This is a genomic window from Flagellimonas olearia (assembly GCF_009184425.1).
GTDB classification, from domain to species: domain Bacteria; phylum Bacteroidota; class Bacteroidia; order Flavobacteriales; family Flavobacteriaceae; genus Flagellimonas; species Flagellimonas olearia.
Genome location: NZ_WELG01000001.1, coordinates 777,112 through 794,694, shown reverse-complemented (window position 1 = coordinate 794,694; position 17,583 = coordinate 777,112). Strand labels below are relative to the sequence as shown.

Here is a 17,583-nt window from a genome sequence, read left to right as displayed (position 1 = left end):
AATGAAAAAAACAATATGTTTAAGCCTGCTTCTCGCAGGCTTTTTCAACTTGCAGGCCCAGAGTCCCGCACTTTCCATTTTTGAACCTCTCATCGGAAAAACATGGAAAGCTGAAGGTACTTGGGGAGATGGTTCCCAGTTTATACAGGAAATCACCTTTGCCTATGATTTGGGCCAAACCTTGGTAGTATCGCACAGCAAGGGGTTCACCAATCAGGAGCAGACCATGTACGGTGACAGAAACCATGGCATCAGAAAATACGATGCCCAGACCCAATCCGTTGTTTTTTGGGAGTTTGATGTTTTTGGCGGTGTCACCAAAGGTACCGTGGTCCAAAAAGGCAAGGACATCGTCTATACCTATCAATATGGCGACTCACAGGTAACGGATTATTGGCAATATGTGGATGCGAACACGTATAATTTTACGGTGGGCAGTTACAAGGATGGAAATTGGGAACAAACCTATCTTCAAACCCAATTCAAGGCGGATACCCCTGATTTTGGTTTTATATTTGATCATTATTCCATCATCGTGGACAAGTTGATGGAAACCGGTGATTTTTATCGTGATGTATTTGGATTGACCGAAATTCCCCACCCCGATAACGCTCCTGGTTTTAGGTGGTTTCAAATACATGGAAGTTCCCAGTTGCAATTGATCAAAAAAGATGTGGAAGGGTTTATGAAAGACAAGAGCATGCATCTGTGCTTATCCACTCAAGACCTGGAAAGTTTCATTGAGCACTTGATGGCAATGAACATTGATTTTTACGACCGACCGGGAAACAAAAACTCCATTACCGACCGCTCTGATGGCGCAAAACAAATCTACATCCAAGACCCGGAAGGGTACTGGATTGAAATCAATACAGCAATACCTTGATCATTATGAACAATCCTGTTTTACATACATTTCCGTTGGGTTTTCCTTGGCACACCCAGGACCCCTTCCTCTTTTGCGTATATCACCTAGACCATTTTCCCAAGGGAAATGGCGAAATGGGACCAGACCCTGAACTACTCAGGGGAAGAAATATAGGCAATGATTTTGACCCTGCCCAAAAGTGGCGTATGTACCATGGCAATACCATACCGGGTTTCCCTTATCACCCGCACCGTGGGTTTGAGACCATCACCGTGGTGAACAAAGGATACTGTGATCATTCAGATTCTTTGGGAGCTGCTGGTAGGTTTGGTGAAGGTGATGTACAGTGGATGACAGCCGGTAGAGGCGTGCAACACTCCGAAATGTTCCCGCTGCTCCATGATGATACCGACAACCCCATGGAACTGTTCCAAATTTGGTTGAACCTACCCAAGGCCAGCAAATTTGTGGACCCCCATTTTAAAATGCTTTGGCATGAAGATATTCCCGTGGTAAAAGAGAACGGGGCACAAATAAAAGTCATCGCAGGGGATTACAAAGGCACTCCTGCCCTTTCCCCTGCCCCTGATTCTTGGGCGGCCAATCCAGAAAATGAGGTGGCTGTTTGGAATATTTTGGTAGAGGCCGATACCCAGTTTACCTTGCCCAAAGCCAGTATTGGCACCAATCGTACTCTATACTTTTATGAAGGGTCCGAAATCTTTATCGGCGACAGAAAGGTAAACTCCAAATTTGGCATCGCTTTAGACCCTACCCAAGAAGTCACGGTTAAAGTGGGTGAGGAAAAAGCCCATTTCTTGATGCTTCAAGGTAAGCCCATTGACGAACCCGTAGCCAAGTATGGCCCATTTGTAATGAATACCGAAGAAGAAATCCAGCAGGCCATGGAAGAATACCAGCTCACCCAATTTGGAGGTTGGCCTTGGCCCTATCCAGACCATGTGCATGATAAGGACAGAGGTAGATTTGCACTTTATCCCGATGGCAATCTCGTGGAAAAAGGCTCGTAATTAGGCCTATTTATCTGAAACAGAACCACCACCCTCCCCAACCGTAGGTAAAATTTCTAAAAATTATTTGCGTAGTCAAATAGCTACATATATATTTGTAGTCAAATAGCTTCATATTTTAAATTTCTTCATGATGAAATTGAGACGAGATCCATTCCAAGCCATTGCCGACCCAACACGCAGGGCCATATTGGTCCTGCTTGCATCACAAACCATGACCGCTGGTGCCATAGCGGAAAACTTTGATGCGGCTCGACCCACCATCTCCAAACATCTTCAAATCCTAAACGAATGTGATTTGGTCAAATCAAATCAACAGGGTAGGGAAATCTTCTTTGAGTTGAAGGTTGACAAGATGCAGGAAATTGACCTGTGGCTGGAACAGTTCAAGAAAATCTGGGAAAACCGTTTCGACAATCTAGATAGGTACTTGGCCGACCTTCAAAACGCAAAAAAGAATGGAAAACACTGAACGTAGACAATTATCAATCTCAAGAACCCTGAAAGCCCCGATTGCTTTGGTATGGGAAGTATGGACCAACCCTGAGCACATTGCACAATGGTGGGGGCCCGATGGCTTTACCAATACCATACAGCAGATGGACCTTAGGGAAGGTGGTGAATGGAAACTGACCATGCACGGACCAGATGGCACCAACTACCCCAACCGAAGCATTTTCAAGGAAATAGTTCCCCATGAAAAAATTGTGTTTGAGCACTTCAATCCACATTTCATTACCACTATTGTATTTGAACCAAACGGAGAGGAAACCCACATGTCCTGGACTGCAGTGTTTGATACCGAGGAAATGCTACAGACCATAATCAAGGCCCACAAAGCCGATGAGGGCATGAAACAGAATATCGCCAAACTTGAAAACTATATATCCCAATTAAAACTTTCTCTATGAAAACCAATCTCTTATTTGATTTTACCGTAAACAAGGAAAACAACAGCGTACATGTAAAGCGGGAGTTTGCCGCCGGACAGGACGTGGTATGGGATGCTTTTACCAAACCGGAAATCCTGGACCAATGGTGGGCCCCACAACCATGGGTGGCCAAAACCAAGTCCATGGTGTTCGAAGTAGGTGGAAGGCGTCTTTATGCCATGTGCGGCCCCGAAGGAGAGGAGCATTGGGCCGTGGCCGATTTCACTTCCATTTCTCCAAAAACCAACTTTCAATATTGGGATGCTTTTTGCGATGCGGACGGAAACATCAATGACGAATTTCCAAGGTCGGACTGGAACTTGGATTTTGAGAATCAAGGGGATACGACCTTGGTATATATCACCATCAAGCACAAAAATTTGTCCGATTTGGAAAAAATAATCGAACTTGGTTTCAAAGAAGGCTTTACCATTGCTTTGCAAGGATTGGATTCCTTATTGTCAAATTTATAAATCATCTCAATCATGAAACAAAAAATCATCACTGTTGTCAGTGTGCTGTTCGGTCTGATGTTCATCAATGCGGGCTTGAACAAATTCTTCAACTACATGCCCGTTCCCGAAGATCTTCCGGAAAGTCTCATGCAAATGATGCAGGCCATTATGACCATGGGTTGGTTAATCCCCCTTGTGGGTCTAGTGGAACTTGTAGGCGGTATACTGTTCCTTTTTAAAAAGACTAGGGCACTCGGGGCCATTGTCATTCTGCCTGTAATGGTGGGAATACTGTTGATCAACACCGTTACCGACACTTCTGGACTTCCCATTGCACTTCCCTTGTTTGCCATCAACCTTTGGGTCATTATTGAGAACTGGCCGAAGTACCAACCAATGTTCCAATCCTAAACCAATTGCACACATGGAAACAACACCTATCACCATAGACGCCCACATTGCTGCAACCTTGGATAAAGTCTGGGATTTTTATACCAAGCCGGAACATATTACCCAATGGAATTTTGCTGATGATAGCTGGCACTGTCCATCCGCAAAAAATGATTTGCGGAAAGGCGGAAAATACCTAGCTAGGATGGAAGCCAAGGATGGAAGTTTTGGCTTCGACTTTGAAGCAGTTTACGATGAAGTAATTCCTGAAGAGAAAATGGTCTTCACTCTTGAGGACGGAAGAAAAACAGTTGTCCTTTTTGAAGAATCCAATGCAGAAACCAAGGTCACCATTACCTTCGATGCTGAAAAAGAGAACTCTCTGGAGATGCAAAAGAATGGCTGGCAGGCCATTCTAAACAATTTCAAGAAGTATACTGAATCCAATTGAAGTTTTAAACTCTTACAATTTTGGCCCCAATGGCGCGTAAGCGTTCATCAATGTTCTCATAACCACGGTCTATCTGCTCAATATTGTGGATTGTGGAAGTTCCTTTGGCAGAAAGTGCCGCTATCAATAGGGAAACCCCAGCCCTAATATCGGGGGAAACCATGGTAGTGGCCTTCAAGGTCGATTTAAAGTCGTGCCCGATCACCGTGGCCCTATGGGGATCGCAAAGAATAATTTTTGCTCCCATATCAATCAACTTGTCCACAAAGAACAGTCGGCTTTCAAACATTTTTTGGTGGATGAGCACTTCTCCCCTGGCCTGAGTGGCCACTACGAGAATAATGCTCAATAAATCCGGTGTCATTCCTGGCCATGGCGCATCAGCAATGGTTAATATGGAGCCATCTATAAAATTTTGGATTTGGTAACCCTTATCGTGCTTGGGAATGAAAATATCATCATCCCTTCTTTCAAGAGTAATACCCAACTTACGGAAAACACTGGGGATAAGCCCCAAATTGTCCCAACTTACATTTTTAATGGTCAGTTCGCTTTGGGTCATGGCCGCCAGCCCAATCCAGCTACCAATTTCAATCATATCAGGTAGCATGGTGTGTTCCGTACCACCCAATCTGTCAACTCCTTCGATTGTCAATAAATTGGAACCTACACCTGAAATCTTCGCTCCCATGCGGTTAAGCATCTTACACAATTGCTGCAAATAAGGCTCGCAGGCTGCGTTATAGATGGTAGTGGTACCTTCCGCCAAAACAGCGGCCATAACGATATTGGCCGTACCAGTCACGGATGCCTCATCCAAAAGCATATAGGTGCCTTTGAGTTTTGTGGCCTCCACGCCATAGAAATATTCTTCCTTGTTATAGCGGAACTTAGCGCCCAATTTTATGAATCCCTCAAAATGGGTGTCCAATCGACGCCTTCCGATCTTATCGCCTCCGGGCTTTGGGATGTATCCTTTGCCGAACCGGGCCAATAAAGGTCCCACCAACATAATGGATCCACGAAGTCCCCTGCCCTCTTCCTTGAATTTGGCTGATTGCAGATATTCCAGATTGATGTCATCCGAAATGAACGAGTAAGATCCCTTGCCTTTCTTTTGGATTTTAACCCCCAAATCTTCCAGCAAGGCAATCAGTTTGTTTACATCGACAATGTCCGGGATGTTATGGATTGTGACTTTCTCTTCGGTCAGAAGTACGGCACAAAGAATTTGCAGTGCTTCATTCTTGGCACCTTGGGGCGTAATTTCACCATGTAGTTGATGTCCACCCTCTATTCGAAATGTTCCCATGGATTCCTTTGGAATTTAATACCTTTTTTTCCTGTTGCGCTGCCCTTTTTTACTGCCACCACCATTACTCCTGTTGGATTTGGCTTGCCTATTTTTAAGGAACTGTCCGCTCTCGGTCAGGTTTTCGCCATCATTGGCCAAATCAATCTCCCCATTGCTCATTTCCTTCAAATGGTTAAAAATAGCCGTATCCTCTACAGTATCCTTGTTCCAAGTAAGGTAGCACTTTTTCATGTGGTTGGCTATAGCATACTCCAAGCCAGAACGCATATCACCTTTCTCCCATTTTACGGCCACATCGATCATTCTTTTGATGTTGTTCCCATAAAATCGATACTTAGGGTGGTTCTGTGGGTACTCCAAAGGTTCGGGACGCTGTTGCAGCACTTCCTTGGAAGTGATCGGAAAAGGAGAATCCACATCCAATTTAAAATCGGACATGATGAACAATTGGTCCCAAAGCTTATGCTGAAAATCAGGTACATCCCTTAAATGGGGTTGAAGATTTCCCATGACACTGATAATGGCCTGGGCCTCTTTATTGCGTTCTTCCCGATCCGCTATGGAAACAGCATGATCCACCATTTTTTGAAAATGACGGCCATATTCGGGAATGAAGAGCTTCGGACGCTCTGTATTGTATTCTAAATTCTCTACTAGGTTCAAATTGAAATGTTTATTGAAATTAAATTATCGGGAAGTCTATCCGATAACGCCTGCAAAATAATAAAATTATGGCAATCTGCGGTTTTAAAGGGAAATAACGCCCTCCACAGTGGAAACTTGTTTGTATTTGGCTATCACCTCGTCCGGATCCTTCATGTTCACGGTGATAGAAATACTGGTATATGTACCCTTTTTTGACTTCTTGGACTCAATTACAGCTCCCGTATTGTCAAAAATAGCATTGATCTCACCAATGCGCTTTTCATCCGTGGGCACAATAAACTTGAACAAATAATTGGAAGGCCAACTGGTGGTTTCCAATAATTGCTCCTTGAGCCGCGCATAGAATTCGTCCGGGTTGTCTTTTTCCATCTTTTTTTTACAAATATATGGCTTACGGCCCAATTTTTTTTCCATCGGCTGATTTCATTACTTTGTAATACTAAATCACAGTGTTTGGGCAAGAACAAAGTAGTTGTAACGGGAGCTCCGGGAACCGGAAAAACATCCATAATCCACGGTTTGGAAAAGCAAGGGTTCCATTGTTTCCATGAAATTATAAGGGACATGACCTCCAAGGCCAGGCTTGAAGGGGAGGAACATACCCACATCTCAAATCCTTTGGTGTTTGTGGAAGATGCCATGCAGTTCAACAAGGACCTCCTTTATGGAAGGGCAAAGCATTATCAAAAGTCCTTGATGATGGACGTTCCCCTGAGCTTTTTTGATAGGGGAATCCCAGATGTATTGGCTTACATGGATTTCTTCGGGCAGTCCTATGGCAAGGAATTCATAGATACCTGTCAGGAAAATAGATACGATACCATTTTCATTGTTCCGCCGTGGCAGGAAATCTATGTTTCGGACAATGAGCGTCTGGAAACCTTTGAAGAGGCAGAGAATATCCATGATGCGCTGATGAATACGTATACCCAATTTGGCTATAACCCCATTGAAGTGCCAAAAGATGCAGTCCCTAAGCGGATTGATTTTATTTTGGAAACCCTTAATCAACTTTAGTGCAAAAAGAAGCAAAGGTTATTTTAAAGGAATTCTGGGGCTATGATGATTTCAGGGGATCCCAAAAATCCATTATAGACAAAGTCATTTCCGGACAGGATGTATTGGCACTGATGCCCACGGGTGGCGGAAAGTCCATTTGCTACCAGGTCCCCGCACTGGCCATGGATGGCATTTGCATTGTGGTGTCACCTTTGGTGGCCTTGATCCAAGATCAGGTAAAACAGTTAAAGGCAAGAGGTATTAAGGCCATTGCCCTGACAGGAGGAATCCCCTTTGAGGAACTCAACGACCTTTTGGACAATTGCCTGTATGGCAATTACAAATTCCTCTACCTCTCGCCGGAACGATTACAACAATCCATGATCCAGGAGCGTATCCAAGAAATGAACGTGAATCTTATCGCTATTGATGAGGCCCATTGTATCTCGCAATGGGGAAATGACTTTAGACCGGCCTATCTGGATTGCTCCCTACTTAAAGAACTTGTTCCCGATACTCCTACCATTGCGTTGACGGCTACGGCTACACCTAAAGTAGTTCAGGATATTGTCCAAAACTTGAAACTGGACAATGCCACCATTTTTAAGGATTCTTTTTCCAGGTCCAACATTGCCTTTAAGGTAAAGCGTGCCGAAGACAAGCTATATCAGTTGAAAAAATATATGGAGAAGTTCCCTGGAAGCTCCATTGTTTATGTACGTTCCCGAAAAATGACCCAAGAACTTGCAGAGTTTTTGAACCGGAACGGGATTCGATCTACATTTTTTCATGGGGGCATCTCCAAAACCGAGAAGGAGGAAAAACTCAACCTTTGGTTGGAAGGTAACATCAATACCATGGTGGCCACCAATGCCTTTGGTATGGGGGTTGACAAACCCAATGTTCGTTTGGTCGTGCATTATCAAGTTCCGGACAGTTTGGAAAGTTACTTTCAAGAAGCCGGAAGGGCTGGAAGGGATGGAAAACCGTCCACTGCTATTATATTAACCACCAAGGAAGACCAAGAAAGAGCCAAGCAACAGTTTCTGTCAGGTCTACCCGATGTGGCTTTTGTGAAGACCGTATATTCCAAGCTGAACAATTTTTTTCAAATTTCCTACGGGGAATGGGTCGAGGAACCTTTGGGTTTTAAGTTCAATAAATTCTGTAACCGCTATGGATTCAATCCCAACAAGGCTTTCAACGCCTTACGAGTATTGGACCAAAACTCTGTAATAGCCCTTTCGGAGAATTTTAGGGAAAAGACCTTGCTTCAGTTTGTAGCTCCAAAGGCAGGTATTTTTGCATATCTGGATAAGAACCGTAAAACGGCTCCTATCATTCAGACCATACTTCGAACTTATGGCGGAATTACAGAATACGAAACAAAGATAAATCTGTACTTGTTGTCCAAGAAAACCAACAAGAGCGAAAAATCCTTGAAAAAACTTCTAAAACAGTTGCAGGATGACGGTATCGTGGAATACCAAAACAATACCAGCGACCTTGAAATTACCTTTTTGGTGCCCAGGGAAGACGACCACACCATAAACCCATTTGCCAAAAGGATTCGGGAGCTCAATGCCGTGAAAGAAGGAAATATGGAGGCAATGCTAGGCTATATCAGAAACAAGAAAATCTGTAGAAGCGTTTATTTACTAAAGTATTTTGGGGAAAATGCCAAGGAAAAGTGCGGCACTTGCGATATTTGCACCAAACAGAACAAGTTAAAATCCCCCATTAAGTTAGAGGAACGGATCTTGGCCCTTCTGAAACTTGGCCCAAGCACTTCCAGAAAGTTGGAAAAGGCTACCGGAGTGGATGAAAAAGTGCTATTATTGGCCTTACAGGGACTTTTGGAGGATGAAGTGATTGTTTTAAACCAAATTAATGAGTATACCATCAAAGAATAAATTGCGAATTGTTTTTATGGGCACCCCAGATTTTGCGGTGGCCAGTCTCAAAAGTATCCTAGAAGCGGGTTTTGAGGTCGTCGGGGTAGTCACGGCTCCTGACCGGCCAGCAGGTCGCGGACGGAAAGTCCAAACATCTCCTGTAAAACAGTTTGCTGAGGAACACCATATCAAGGTGTTGCAACCTACCAATTTAAAGGACGAATCCTTTCTGGATGAATTACGGGGGTTAAATGCCAACTTACATGTAGTGGTTGCCTTTAGGATGTTGCCCAAGGTGGTCTGGCAAATGCCCGAGTACGGTACGTTTAACCTACATGCCTCACTCCTGCCCCAGTATCGTGGGGCGGCACCCATCAATTGGGCCATCATCAACGGAGAGACCAAAACAGGGGTGACCACCTTTTTTATTGATAATAAGATTGACACCGGAAGTGTTATTCTTCAAAGGGAAGAGAATATCCTACCAGAAGACAATGCGGGTTCATTGCATGATAGGCTTATGGAACTTGGAGCCGAACTTGTCGTGGAGACCTGTAACCAAATAGCTGCCGGCACCGTGGATGGTCTGCCCCAAAAGGAAATCAACCCTCTTAAGCCAGCCCATAAAATACATAAGGAGACTTGCCAGATTGACTGGAATGTTCCATTGGGGGATATACATAATCTCATTCGGGGTCTCAGCCCCTATCCTGCTGCCTGGACCTATCTGGTAAACGACGGTAAGGAAGAGCCCATCAAAATTTACGGGACTCATATGGAGTTCGGCGAACACCATCTGGAATCAGGAAAACTCTTGGCGGACAAAAAAACGCTCAAGGTTGCCGTAAGGGAAGGTTATTTACAGATTCTGGAACTACAGTTGCCCGGCAAGCGCAAAATGAAGGTTTCCGAAGTTTTGAATGGATTGAACTTGGATGAAAATGCCCATCTGCGCTAAACCCTTGCTATGAAAGGGCTGGGAAAAAAGTGGTTGTTTTTTCTGACTTTATCAACAAACGTTTCAAGTTATCAACAAAAACCCCTATTTCCCGCGGTTTTACTTGCGTTAAATGCAAATCCGTATAAATTTGTTCAGCATTAAAATTATTTTAACAACAATTAATTTAATTCCATTATGAACAAAACAGAGTTAATCGATGCTATGGCAGCCGATGCGGGCATCACTAAGGCAGCAGCCAAAAAAGCATTGGAATCTTTCTTGGGAAATGTAGAGGGATCGCTTAAAAAAGGAAACAGAGTTTCCTTGGTTGGTTTTGGTTCTTGGTCCGTTTCCAAAAGAAACGCCAGGGAAGGTAGAAATCCACAGACTGGTAAGACCATCAAAATTGCAGCTAAGAACGTAGTAAAGTTCAAAGCAGGTGCAGAATTGAGCGGTGCAGTAAACTAATCAATTAGTAATTACAATATACAAAAGCGCCTCCCTAGGGAGGCGCTTTTTTAGTTATAAGGGTTTTTTGTTTTTGTAAATGTTGTATATTATACTGCAATTAAAGTCAAGTAGTCCATGAAAATGGTAAGTCCAAAACCAGAAAAAGGCACATTGCTTGTTGCAGAACCTTCGCTCACGGGTGATGTTTCTTTTAATAGATCCGTGGTCTTACTTGCCGAGCACAACCATGAAGGCTCTGTTGGGTTTATCCTTAACAAACCGTTGGATTATACCATTTGTGACCTTGTGTCCGAAATTACCATTCCGTTCAAAGTATTCAATGGCGGTCCCGTGGAGCAGGACAATCTTTATTTCATCCACAAAGTTCCCGGATTGATTGAAGACAGTGTTGAGATTTCCGATGGTATCTTTTGGGGTGGAAACTTTGAGAAAATCGTTGAGCTCATCAATAACGGAATCATTACCGAACAGGACATTCGCTTCTTTTTGGGGTACTCAGGATGGGGGTCACAGCAATTGGACAACGAGCTTTCCTCCAAGTCTTGGGTAGTGGTCAAAAACGAGTACGAAAGCAGTATTTTGGGAAAATCCTCAATTTCTTTCTGGAAAGAAAAAATGGTGGAATTGGGTGGCGATTACCTCTTATGGTCCAATGCTCCTGAAAACCCTTCCCTTAACTAGTCTGGGCCATTCGGGCCTTGGCATTCAATTTGCCCACAAGACCTTTGCTGACGGTGTTTACAAATTGTTTTTTGCGGTATTTGCTTATGGGCTGAATGCCGATAATGCTATTGGTTATAAAAAGTTCATCCGCCTTTTGGAGCTCAAAAGGTGAGACAGATTCTTCCAACATTTGAAAGCCCTCCATGGACTCCACTATCTCCATGATTTTTTTTCGAATGATTCCATTGAGACATCCATCACCCAGTGGCGGGGTTTTTACCGTATTTCCTTTAATCAAAAAAAGATTGCCATTAATGGCTTCAACCACATTTTTATCCGTATTCACCAATAAACAATTGGTATAACCATTTTCTTGGGCATATACACTGGCTACCACATTCAGAATTTTATTGGTAGTCTTTAATGTGGAGAGCATATCCTTGTTGACATAATAGTCCCTGAAAAGCTCCACCTCATAACCGTCATCTTGGATGAGATAAAATGGAGATGCCATGGCCCCCACTTCAATCAGATAGGAAACATTATTGGTCAATGGGGCATACAATCCCCCATCATTCCTAAAAATAGTGATACGGACCCTTACGGCTTCATCATCCCATTGATTTCCGCTAATGGTCTTCTTTATTTCCGCTTCCAAAAATTCCAAGGTAAACGTCATGGGAATTTCCATACGTAGCATTCGCATGGAAGCCATCAACCTAAAATAGTGGTCTTCCCAAAAGAAAAGGTCTCCCTTGACACACCTGAGGGTCTCAAAAAGGGCATCACCATACTTAAGCCCCCTATTGGCAGAAGTGAAGATATCCGATTCAGCTGAAAAAAGTTCTCCGTTGAGATTTACCATAAAAAAACCTTGAAAAATCAAGGTCAAATATACGGCTTAGTTGAGAATACCACTATTTGGAGCCCAATACCTGTTTAAGATCGGAAATTTGGTTTTCCCAAAGCATCTTGGCCTCGTCCACTTCATCATCTTCAGCAAAATCTGTTATGAAGAGAGAAACATCTTTGGTGATTTCATCCACAATGATACGCATCTCAAAAAAGGAGTCATCCTCATTGTCCACCCAAGTGAACTTGACAAATTCCTCGCTTTTTCGTTTCAACATTTTGGCCTGTTCTTCGGCCCCGTCCCAAATAAAAGTGAATATCTCACCTCTGGAGTTCACATTATCGGCATACCACTCGGAAAGTCCGGATGGAGTGGAAATATATTGGTAAAGCAACTGTGGGGATGCTTGGATTACAAACTCAATTTCAAATTTTACCTTATCGCTCATTATACTGTTCTATTATCCCTTTTCAACAATTGATATAATTTGGGAAGATAAAAAAATAAATATCAAATAATAAATTAATCCTGAATTTTGATTCAGCAAAAATTAAACTTTATATTTGCACCCGCTTAGCGAAACCACGGCGAGGTAGCTCAGGTGGTTAGAGCGCAGGATTCATAACCCTGAGGTCGGGAGTTCAAGTCTCCCTCTCGCTACATTTACGGAGGGTCAACCAATTGTTTATCAAATTGTTGGCCCTTCTTCTTTTATCACCTTTCTTGTGTATTTCCCACAAAAAATTCTCCCCTTTTGTTTGTCAGCTCATCATCCTAACCTTTTTTAATCCGTATATGGAACCACATCCTTAAACGGTATGTAAAAACAAAATCGTATCTTAATTCAAAATAAGAGAATTATGTTAGGAATCTTACTTACAAAAAGAGGGAAAACAAAAACAGTTCAAATCCTTATGGTAGCTTCCATGCTATTGATAGGCCTAGGTTTGGCCTTATTATAAGGTATCTTTCAACACTCTAGAAAAAACTACCTTAATTCCGTATACATATTTGAAAGGCCGTCCTGTTCGATGGTCTTTTTTCTTTTGAAGTGCATCCTTACCATGGGTTTTACCATTACATTTATGGTATGAAGAACACCATTTCTGAAAGAGTTGCCGATTTTTTAAAAAAATTTCCTCCTTTCAATATTTTGGCGGAACACCAATTGGAAAAATTGTCCTATGAGGTCACCATTATCCATAAGGAGAACAATAGCTTGGTCTTTTCTGAAAAGGAGCCTCCCCATAACTACTTTTATGTGGTGCACAAAGGAGCTGTGGCCCTAACCAAAAAAGGGTCGCAACAAATGCTGGACATTTGTGATGAAGGGGATATTTTTGGTCTCCGTCCCTTATTGGCGCACGAAAACTACAAGCTTCAGGCCACAGCACGCGAAGAAACCATTTTGTATGCCATTCCCATTCAAGAGTTCAAGCCCATTGCTCTGGAGAATCAACAAGTTGGGGATTTTTTAATAGAAAGCTTTGCCTCCAACACGCGGAACCCCTATTCTCTTAAACATAGGGGCAAATTGTACGGGGTTCCCAATGAAGCGGAAGGAAACCCCGAAACCAAAATGCTGGACCTACAGCCCGTTCGTTACTCCACCAATTTGGTCACCTGTTCCAAGGAAACCCAGATAAAATCGTTGGCCGCTTCCATGACCCAAAGAAATGTAGGCTGTGTTCTGGTTACCCAAGATGGACTTCCCATTGGAATCATCACCAATAAAGATTTAAGGAACAAGGTTGCCACAGGATTGGTTTCCATTACAGAGAATGCCGAAGCCATCATGTCTTCCCCGGTCATTACCTACTCGAAGGACCTGACCATTACCCAAGCCCAAATGGCTTTGATGAAAAGCCAGATCAGTCATCTGTGCCTAACTGAGGATGGAACCACGGACACTCCCGCCATTGGCATTCTTTCCAAACACGATGTTATGGTGGCCCTAGGCAATAACCCTGCCGTACTCATGCGAGCGATAAAACGGGCAACGGATTCCCAAAGACTCCGGACCATTCGGCATAGCATTTTAAACCTATTGCAGGGCTATTTGGAACAGAACATTCCCATGGGATTGGTCTGCAAAATCATTTCCGAACTCAATGATGCCACCATCAAACAAGTCATACAAATTTGTATTGACCAGATGGAGACCCCTCCTCCCGTAAAGTTTACATGGTTGGCCATGGGGAGTCAGGGCCGTGGCGAGCAGTTACTCACTACCGATCAGGACAATGCCATTCTTTACGAAGATGTTCCAACGGAGCAAAAGGAAGAGACCCAAGCCTATTTTTTACAGCTGGGCAAACAAATTTCAACGGAACTCAACTTAGTAGGGTTTGAATATTGTCCGGCTGAAATGATGGCCTCCAATCCGCTGTGGTGTCATAGTTTGGAGGAATGGAAAGAGGTTACCTCCCATTGGATGAACAATCCCGGTCCGGACGAAATTCTCCTATCTTCCATTTTCTTCGATTTCAATGTCAATTACGGCGAAAAAGCACTCGCCGATGAGCTTTCCCTTCACATTTTTGAAAATGCGAAGAAGTATCCCCAATTCCTGACCCATTTGGCCAGTGGAGCATTGCAAAATCCATCCCCATCCGGATTTTTTAGGGACTTTTTGGTGGAACAAGATGGGGAACACAAAGATTTCTTTGATTTGAAACTTCGCGCCCTCATGCCCATTATTGATGCCGCGAGGGTCTTGATTCTTTCCCATTCCATAAAATCCATCAACAACACCGCGGAACGCTATGAAAAACTGGCCGAACTGGAACCCAAAAACAAAGAACTCTATTTGGCAGCTTCGTATGCCAGCAAGGCCCTTTTAAAGTTCAGGACAAGGCAGGGCCTACAACATAATGATTCTGGTAGATACATCGCCTTGGACCAATTGAACAAGGAGGAAAAAATAAAGCTCAAGCGTACTTTCAAGACCATCAAAGAAATCCAAGAGCTATTGCAAATACGGTTTCAAGTAAAAAATCTTTTGCGATGATGGGGTTTTTCTCAAAAAAGAAGCACTTGGAACTTCCGGAATTCTGGGAAACCTACGCCAATTATTTCAAGGATAAACTTCCGGAAACGATATCCGAGAACACTTTTGTGGTGCTCGATACCGAAACCACTGGGTTCAATATGACCAAAGACCGAATGCTATGCATCGGGGCCTTAAAACTCAGGGACAACACCATAGTCGTGAAAGAAAGTTTTGAAGTATATATAGAGCAGGAGCATTATGATGCTGAAAGTGCTGAAATCCATGGAATCCTCAAGAAAAGTAAGAAGGAACGTGTATCCGAACTGGAAGCATTGCAACAATTTTTGGCCTATGCCAAAAACCATGTGCTTGTGGGCCACCATGTATTGTTCGATGTGGGTATGGTCAATGCCGCCCTTAAACGGAACGGCCTCCCCCAATTGCTCAATAAAACATTGGATACCGGTCTGCTCTACAAACGGACCTTGCTAATTTCTACGGTACTCCGAAAGAAAGAAAACTATTCCTTGGACGAGCTTGCCGAAAAGTTCAGGATTTCCAAAAAAGATAGGCATACCGCCCTGGGCGACACGTTGATCACTGCCATTGCTTTTCTGGCGATTGTGGAAAAGTTAAAGCCCAAAAATTTGAAAGATCTGTTCAAAAAACAAAATCCACCAAAATTTGGGCTTTAAGTCTTATAGACTTTCTTTCATGATTACCTCGACCACTTCCGGGTTCAACAAAGTTGAAGTATCTCCCAGATTACTAGTGTCTTTGGAAGCAATCTTTCTTAAGATTCGTCTCATGATCTTACCACTACGGGTCTTGGGCAAACCAGGCACAAACTGAATCTTGTCCAGCTTGGCGATAGGTCCAATATGTTCCGTGATCAATTGATTGATTTCCTTTTTGAGGTTGTCCCTATTCCGGGTCTCTCCAGTTTCCTTTAAGATGATATAGCCATACAACGCATTCCCTTTAATATCGTGAGGGAAACCAACAATGGCAGATTCTGCCACCGCAGGGTGCTCATTAATGGAATCTTCAATGGGTGCTGTACCCAGATTATGTCCGGAAACAATGATCACATCATCCACCCTACCGGTAATTCGGTAATAGCCCACTTCATCCCGAAGGGCACCATCACCTGTAAAATATTTCCCTTCAAAAGCAGAGAAATAGGTGTCTTTATAACGCTGGTGGTCTCCCCAAATAGTCCGTGCTATGGAAGGCCATGGAAATTTAATGCACAATCTACCCTCCACCTGGTTTCCTTTTATCTCCTTCCCATTCTCATCCACCAAAGCAGGCTGAACACCGGGCATAGGCAGTGTGGCATATGTGGGTTTTGTAGGTGTTGAAAAAGGTATGGGTGAAATCAGGATACCTCCTGTTTCTGTCTGCCACCACGTATCCACAATGGGACAATTTTTCTCTCCAACGTGATCGTTGTACCAGTGCCAAGCTTCTTCGTTGATGGGTTCTCCAACAGTTCCCAAAACCTTAAGGCTGGAGAGGTCATGCTTGGTCACAAAATCCAAATTCTCCTTGGCCAAGGCCCTAATTGCCGTTGGGGCCGTATAGAATTGGGTTACTTTATGTTTTTCAACCACTTCCCAGAACCTACCATAATCAGGATAGGAAGGCACACCTTCGAACATCACTGTGGTAGCTCCATTGGCAAGAGGTCCATATACAATATAGGAGTGCCCGGTGATCCAGCCGATATCTGCCGTACACCAATACACATCCTGTTCTTTATACTGGAAGACGTTTTTAAAGGTATAAGCCGTGTAGACCATATACCCTGCAGTAGTATGCATCATTCCTTTGGGTCTACCTGTAGAACCGGAAGTATACAGAATAAAGAGCGGGTCTTCCGCATCCATAATTTCCGGAACACAATCAGAATATGCTTTGTCCAGAAGAGGTTGTAACCACTTGTCACGACCTTCTTGCATCGGGATTTCTTCTCCGGTGCGTTTGGCCACCAATACGGTTTCCACATTTGGACAATGCTGCAAAGCTTCGTCCACAATACCTTTTAGGTCGATGGTCTTGGTGCCTCTGTACGAACCATCCGAAGTCAATACCATTTTGGCACCACAATCGTTGATACGTGTGGCCAAGGCTGTTGAAGAAAATCCTGCAAACACCACAGAATGAACGGCACCGATACGTGCACAGGCCAACAATGAAATGGCCAATTCAGGAATCATGGGCAAATAAATGACCACACGATCTCCTTTCTTTATTCCTTGATCCTTGAGAACATTGGCAAATTTGCAAACCCTTTCGTGCAACTCACGATAGGTAATATGCTCTGCTTCCTCATTGGGGTCATTGGGTTCAAAAAGAATGGCAGTTTTATCGCCACGACTGCGCAAATGGCGGTCTATACAGTTTTCGGTAATATTGAGCTGCGCTCCATCAAACCACTTGATTTCGGGCTTTGTGAAATCCCATTCCAAAACGGAGTTCCATCTTTTTCTCCAAAAAAAATGTTCTTCCGCTACTTCCTCCCAAAAATCCTCAGGGTTTCTAACAGATTTACGATACACCTGAAAATATTCTTCCAGATGCTTAATATGGTAATTACTCATTAGTTATAGTAAATTTTTATGTGCCTTTAAAATTAAAAAAAGAGAGGGACTTTCAC

The 17,583-nt window shown here is 43.3% G+C and carries 20 protein-coding genes and 1 tRNA gene; 15 read left to right on the top strand and 6 right to left on the bottom strand.

All coding sequences use genetic code 11. The annotated features are described in order from the left end of the window. The first annotated feature begins 1 nt into the window (after nucleotide 1). The 7 genes from F8C76_RS03290 to F8C76_RS03260 all read left to right on the top strand — a co-directional run bounded on the left by F8C76_RS03290 (nucleotide 2) and on the right by F8C76_RS03260 (nucleotide 4,127). Complete coding sequence (locus F8C76_RS03290) at nucleotides 2-886, top strand: VOC family protein (protein WP_249042351.1); 885 nt, start codon at nucleotides 2-4, stop codon at nucleotides 884-886. A 5-nt stretch (nucleotides 887-891) separates the two neighbouring features. Next, entirely contained in the window at nucleotides 892-1,899 is a 1,008-nt protein-coding gene (locus tag F8C76_RS03285) for a pirin family protein (protein WP_152130449.1), read from the top strand. A 133-nt stretch (nucleotides 1,900-2,032) separates the two neighbouring features. Beyond that, on the top strand, nucleotides 2,033-2,371 hold the full coding sequence (locus F8C76_RS03280) for a metalloregulator ArsR/SmtB family transcription factor (protein ID WP_152131458.1): 339 nt from the start codon (nucleotides 2,033-2,035) through the stop codon (nucleotides 2,369-2,371). Continuing rightward, the gene (locus tag F8C76_RS03275) at nucleotides 2,358-2,810 is read left to right on the top strand and encodes an SRPBCC family protein (RefSeq protein WP_152130448.1); all 453 of its coding nucleotides are present in this window, start codon (nucleotides 2,358-2,360) and stop codon (nucleotides 2,808-2,810) included. Before F8C76_RS03280 ends, F8C76_RS03275 begins: the two co-directional genes overlap by 14 nt. Then, entirely contained in the window at nucleotides 2,807-3,304 is a 498-nt protein-coding gene (locus F8C76_RS03270; protein ID WP_152130447.1) for an SRPBCC family protein, read from the top strand. Before F8C76_RS03275 ends, F8C76_RS03270 begins: the two co-directional genes overlap by 4 nt. 12 nt (nucleotides 3,305-3,316) lie before the next feature. Further along, nucleotides 3,317-3,697, top strand: a complete 381-nt coding sequence (locus tag F8C76_RS03265) for a DoxX family membrane protein (RefSeq protein ID WP_152130446.1) — start codon at nucleotides 3,317-3,319, stop codon at nucleotides 3,695-3,697. A gap of 13 nt (nucleotides 3,698-3,710) precedes the next feature. Beyond that, entirely contained in the window at nucleotides 3,711-4,127 is a 417-nt protein-coding gene (locus tag F8C76_RS03260; RefSeq protein WP_152130445.1) for an SRPBCC family protein, read from the top strand. Between the two features lie 4 nt (nucleotides 4,128-4,131). On the opposite strand, the gene murA is transcribed toward F8C76_RS03260, so the two are convergent. From murA to F8C76_RS03245, 3 genes are all read right to left on the bottom strand, one after another. Then, nucleotides 4,132-5,439 carry a UDP-N-acetylglucosamine 1-carboxyvinyltransferase gene (gene murA, locus F8C76_RS03255; RefSeq protein ID WP_152130444.1) on the bottom strand — a complete coding sequence of 436 codons (1,308 nt, stop codon included), beginning with the start codon at nucleotides 5,437-5,439 and terminating at the stop codon, nucleotides 4,132-4,134. Between the two features lie 15 nt (nucleotides 5,440-5,454). Next, entirely contained in the window at nucleotides 5,455-6,105 is a 651-nt protein-coding gene (locus tag F8C76_RS03250; protein ID WP_152130443.1) for a DUF4290 domain-containing protein, read from the bottom strand. 84 nt (nucleotides 6,106-6,189) lie between these two features. Next, nucleotides 6,190-6,477: a DUF493 family protein gene (locus tag F8C76_RS03245; RefSeq protein WP_129654426.1), complete on the bottom strand. Its 288-nt coding sequence runs from the start codon at nucleotides 6,475-6,477 to the stop codon at nucleotides 6,190-6,192. Between the two features lie 84 nt (nucleotides 6,478-6,561). On the opposite strand from F8C76_RS03245, the gene F8C76_RS03240 reads away from it, so the two are divergent. The 5 genes from F8C76_RS03240 (at nucleotide 6,562) to F8C76_RS03220 (ending at nucleotide 11,094) form a co-directional block, all read left to right on the top strand. Beyond that, a complete protein-coding gene (locus F8C76_RS03240; protein WP_152130442.1) occupies nucleotides 6,562-7,125 on the top strand; it encodes an AAA family ATPase in 564 nt (187 codons plus the stop codon). Further along, nucleotides 7,125-9,020: a RecQ family ATP-dependent DNA helicase gene (locus F8C76_RS03235; RefSeq protein ID WP_152130441.1), complete on the top strand. Its 1,896-nt coding sequence runs from the start codon at nucleotides 7,125-7,127 to the stop codon at nucleotides 9,018-9,020. Before F8C76_RS03240 ends, F8C76_RS03235 begins: the two co-directional genes overlap by 1 nt. Next, nucleotides 8,998-9,960 (top strand): methionyl-tRNA formyltransferase, encoded by a 963-nt coding sequence (gene fmt / locus F8C76_RS03230; RefSeq protein ID WP_129654429.1) that lies wholly within the window; start codon nucleotides 8,998-9,000, stop codon nucleotides 9,958-9,960. Before F8C76_RS03235 ends, fmt begins: the two co-directional genes overlap by 23 nt. A gap of 177 nt (nucleotides 9,961-10,137) precedes the next feature. Next, on the top strand, nucleotides 10,138-10,410 hold the full coding sequence (locus F8C76_RS03225; protein ID WP_129654430.1) for an HU family DNA-binding protein: 273 nt from the start codon (nucleotides 10,138-10,140) through the stop codon (nucleotides 10,408-10,410). A gap of 123 nt (nucleotides 10,411-10,533) precedes the next feature. Next, the gene (locus F8C76_RS03220) at nucleotides 10,534-11,094 is read left to right on the top strand and encodes a YqgE/AlgH family protein (protein WP_116219329.1); all 561 of its coding nucleotides are present in this window, start codon (nucleotides 10,534-10,536) and stop codon (nucleotides 11,092-11,094) included. Here F8C76_RS03220 and F8C76_RS03215 read toward each other — a convergent pair. Together F8C76_RS03215 and F8C76_RS03210 are read right to left on the bottom strand one after the other, a co-directional pair. Beyond that, the gene (locus F8C76_RS03215) at nucleotides 11,087-11,941 is read right to left on the bottom strand and encodes an aminotransferase class IV (protein WP_152131457.1); all 855 of its coding nucleotides are present in this window, start codon (nucleotides 11,939-11,941) and stop codon (nucleotides 11,087-11,089) included. The genes F8C76_RS03220 and F8C76_RS03215 overlap by 8 nt on opposite strands. 52 nt (nucleotides 11,942-11,993) lie before the next feature. Beyond that, the gene (locus tag F8C76_RS03210) at nucleotides 11,994-12,377 is read right to left on the bottom strand and encodes an START-like domain-containing protein (RefSeq protein ID WP_116218958.1); all 384 of its coding nucleotides are present in this window, start codon (nucleotides 12,375-12,377) and stop codon (nucleotides 11,994-11,996) included. Between the two features lie 138 nt (nucleotides 12,378-12,515). Between F8C76_RS03210 and F8C76_RS03205 the strand changes: the two genes are divergently transcribed. The 3 genes from F8C76_RS03205 (at nucleotide 12,516) to F8C76_RS03195 (ending at nucleotide 15,616) form a co-directional block, all read left to right on the top strand. Beyond that, a tRNA-Met gene (locus F8C76_RS03205) sits at nucleotides 12,516-12,589 on the top strand. A gap of 430 nt (nucleotides 12,590-13,019) precedes the next feature. Further along, nucleotides 13,020-14,939: a DUF294 nucleotidyltransferase-like domain-containing protein gene (locus F8C76_RS03200; RefSeq protein WP_152130440.1), complete on the top strand. Its 1,920-nt coding sequence runs from the start codon at nucleotides 13,020-13,022 to the stop codon at nucleotides 14,937-14,939. Beyond that, complete coding sequence (locus F8C76_RS03195; protein ID WP_249042350.1) at nucleotides 14,936-15,616, top strand: 3'-5' exonuclease; 681 nt, start codon at nucleotides 14,936-14,938, stop codon at nucleotides 15,614-15,616. Before F8C76_RS03200 ends, F8C76_RS03195 begins: the two co-directional genes overlap by 4 nt. A 3-nt stretch (nucleotides 15,617-15,619) precedes the next feature. On the opposite strand, the gene acs is transcribed toward F8C76_RS03195, so the two are convergent. After that, nucleotides 15,620-17,527, bottom strand: coding sequence for an acetate--CoA ligase (gene acs, locus F8C76_RS03190; RefSeq protein WP_152130439.1), 1,908 nt, complete (start codon nucleotides 17,525-17,527; stop codon nucleotides 15,620-15,622). Nucleotides 17,528-17,583: the final 56 nt, after the last annotated feature.

What these genes read in the sequence shown, in the direction of transcription:
- F8C76_RS03210 (WP_116218958.1), bottom strand. Translation starts at nt 12,377, where the DNA reads ATGAGCGATAAGGTAAAATTTGAAATTGAGTTTGTAATCCAAGCATCC.
- F8C76_RS03195 (WP_249042350.1), top strand. Translation starts at nt 14,936, where the DNA reads ATGATGGGGTTTTTCTCAAAAAAGAAGCACTTGGAACTTCCGGAATTC.
- F8C76_RS03275 (WP_152130448.1), top strand. Translation starts at nt 2,358, where the DNA reads ATGGAAAACACTGAACGTAGACAATTATCAATCTCAAGAACCCTGAAA.
- F8C76_RS03270 (WP_152130447.1), top strand. Translation starts at nt 2,807, where the DNA reads ATGAAAACCAATCTCTTATTTGATTTTACCGTAAACAAGGAAAACAAC.
- F8C76_RS03225 (WP_129654430.1), top strand. Translation starts at nt 10,138, where the DNA reads ATGAACAAAACAGAGTTAATCGATGCTATGGCAGCCGATGCGGGCATC.
- F8C76_RS03260 (WP_152130445.1), top strand. Translation starts at nt 3,711, where the DNA reads ATGGAAACAACACCTATCACCATAGACGCCCACATTGCTGCAACCTTG.
- acs (WP_152130439.1), bottom strand. Translation starts at nt 17,527, where the DNA reads ATGAGTAATTACCATATTAAGCATCTGGAAGAATATTTTCAGGTGTAT.
- F8C76_RS03220 (WP_116219329.1), top strand. Translation starts at nt 10,534, where the DNA reads ATGGTAAGTCCAAAACCAGAAAAAGGCACATTGCTTGTTGCAGAACCT.
- F8C76_RS03285 (WP_152130449.1), top strand. Translation starts at nt 892, where the DNA reads ATGAACAATCCTGTTTTACATACATTTCCGTTGGGTTTTCCTTGGCAC.
- fmt (WP_129654429.1), top strand. Translation starts at nt 8,998, where the DNA reads ATGAGTATACCATCAAAGAATAAATTGCGAATTGTTTTTATGGGCACC.
- murA (WP_152130444.1), bottom strand. Translation starts at nt 5,439, where the DNA reads ATGGGAACATTTCGAATAGAGGGTGGACATCAACTACATGGTGAAATT.
- F8C76_RS03200 (WP_152130440.1), top strand. Translation starts at nt 13,020, where the DNA reads ATGAAGAACACCATTTCTGAAAGAGTTGCCGATTTTTTAAAAAAATTT.
- F8C76_RS03215 (WP_152131457.1), bottom strand. Translation starts at nt 11,941, where the DNA reads ATGGTAAATCTCAACGGAGAACTTTTTTCAGCTGAATCGGATATCTTC.
- F8C76_RS03245 (WP_129654426.1), bottom strand. Translation starts at nt 6,477, where the DNA reads ATGGAAAAAGACAACCCGGACGAATTCTATGCGCGGCTCAAGGAGCAA.
- F8C76_RS03290 (WP_249042351.1), top strand. Translation starts at nt 2, where the DNA reads ATGAAAAAAACAATATGTTTAAGCCTGCTTCTCGCAGGCTTTTTCAAC.
- F8C76_RS03265 (WP_152130446.1), top strand. Translation starts at nt 3,317, where the DNA reads ATGAAACAAAAAATCATCACTGTTGTCAGTGTGCTGTTCGGTCTGATG.
- F8C76_RS03280 (WP_152131458.1), top strand. Translation starts at nt 2,033, where the DNA reads ATGAAATTGAGACGAGATCCATTCCAAGCCATTGCCGACCCAACACGC.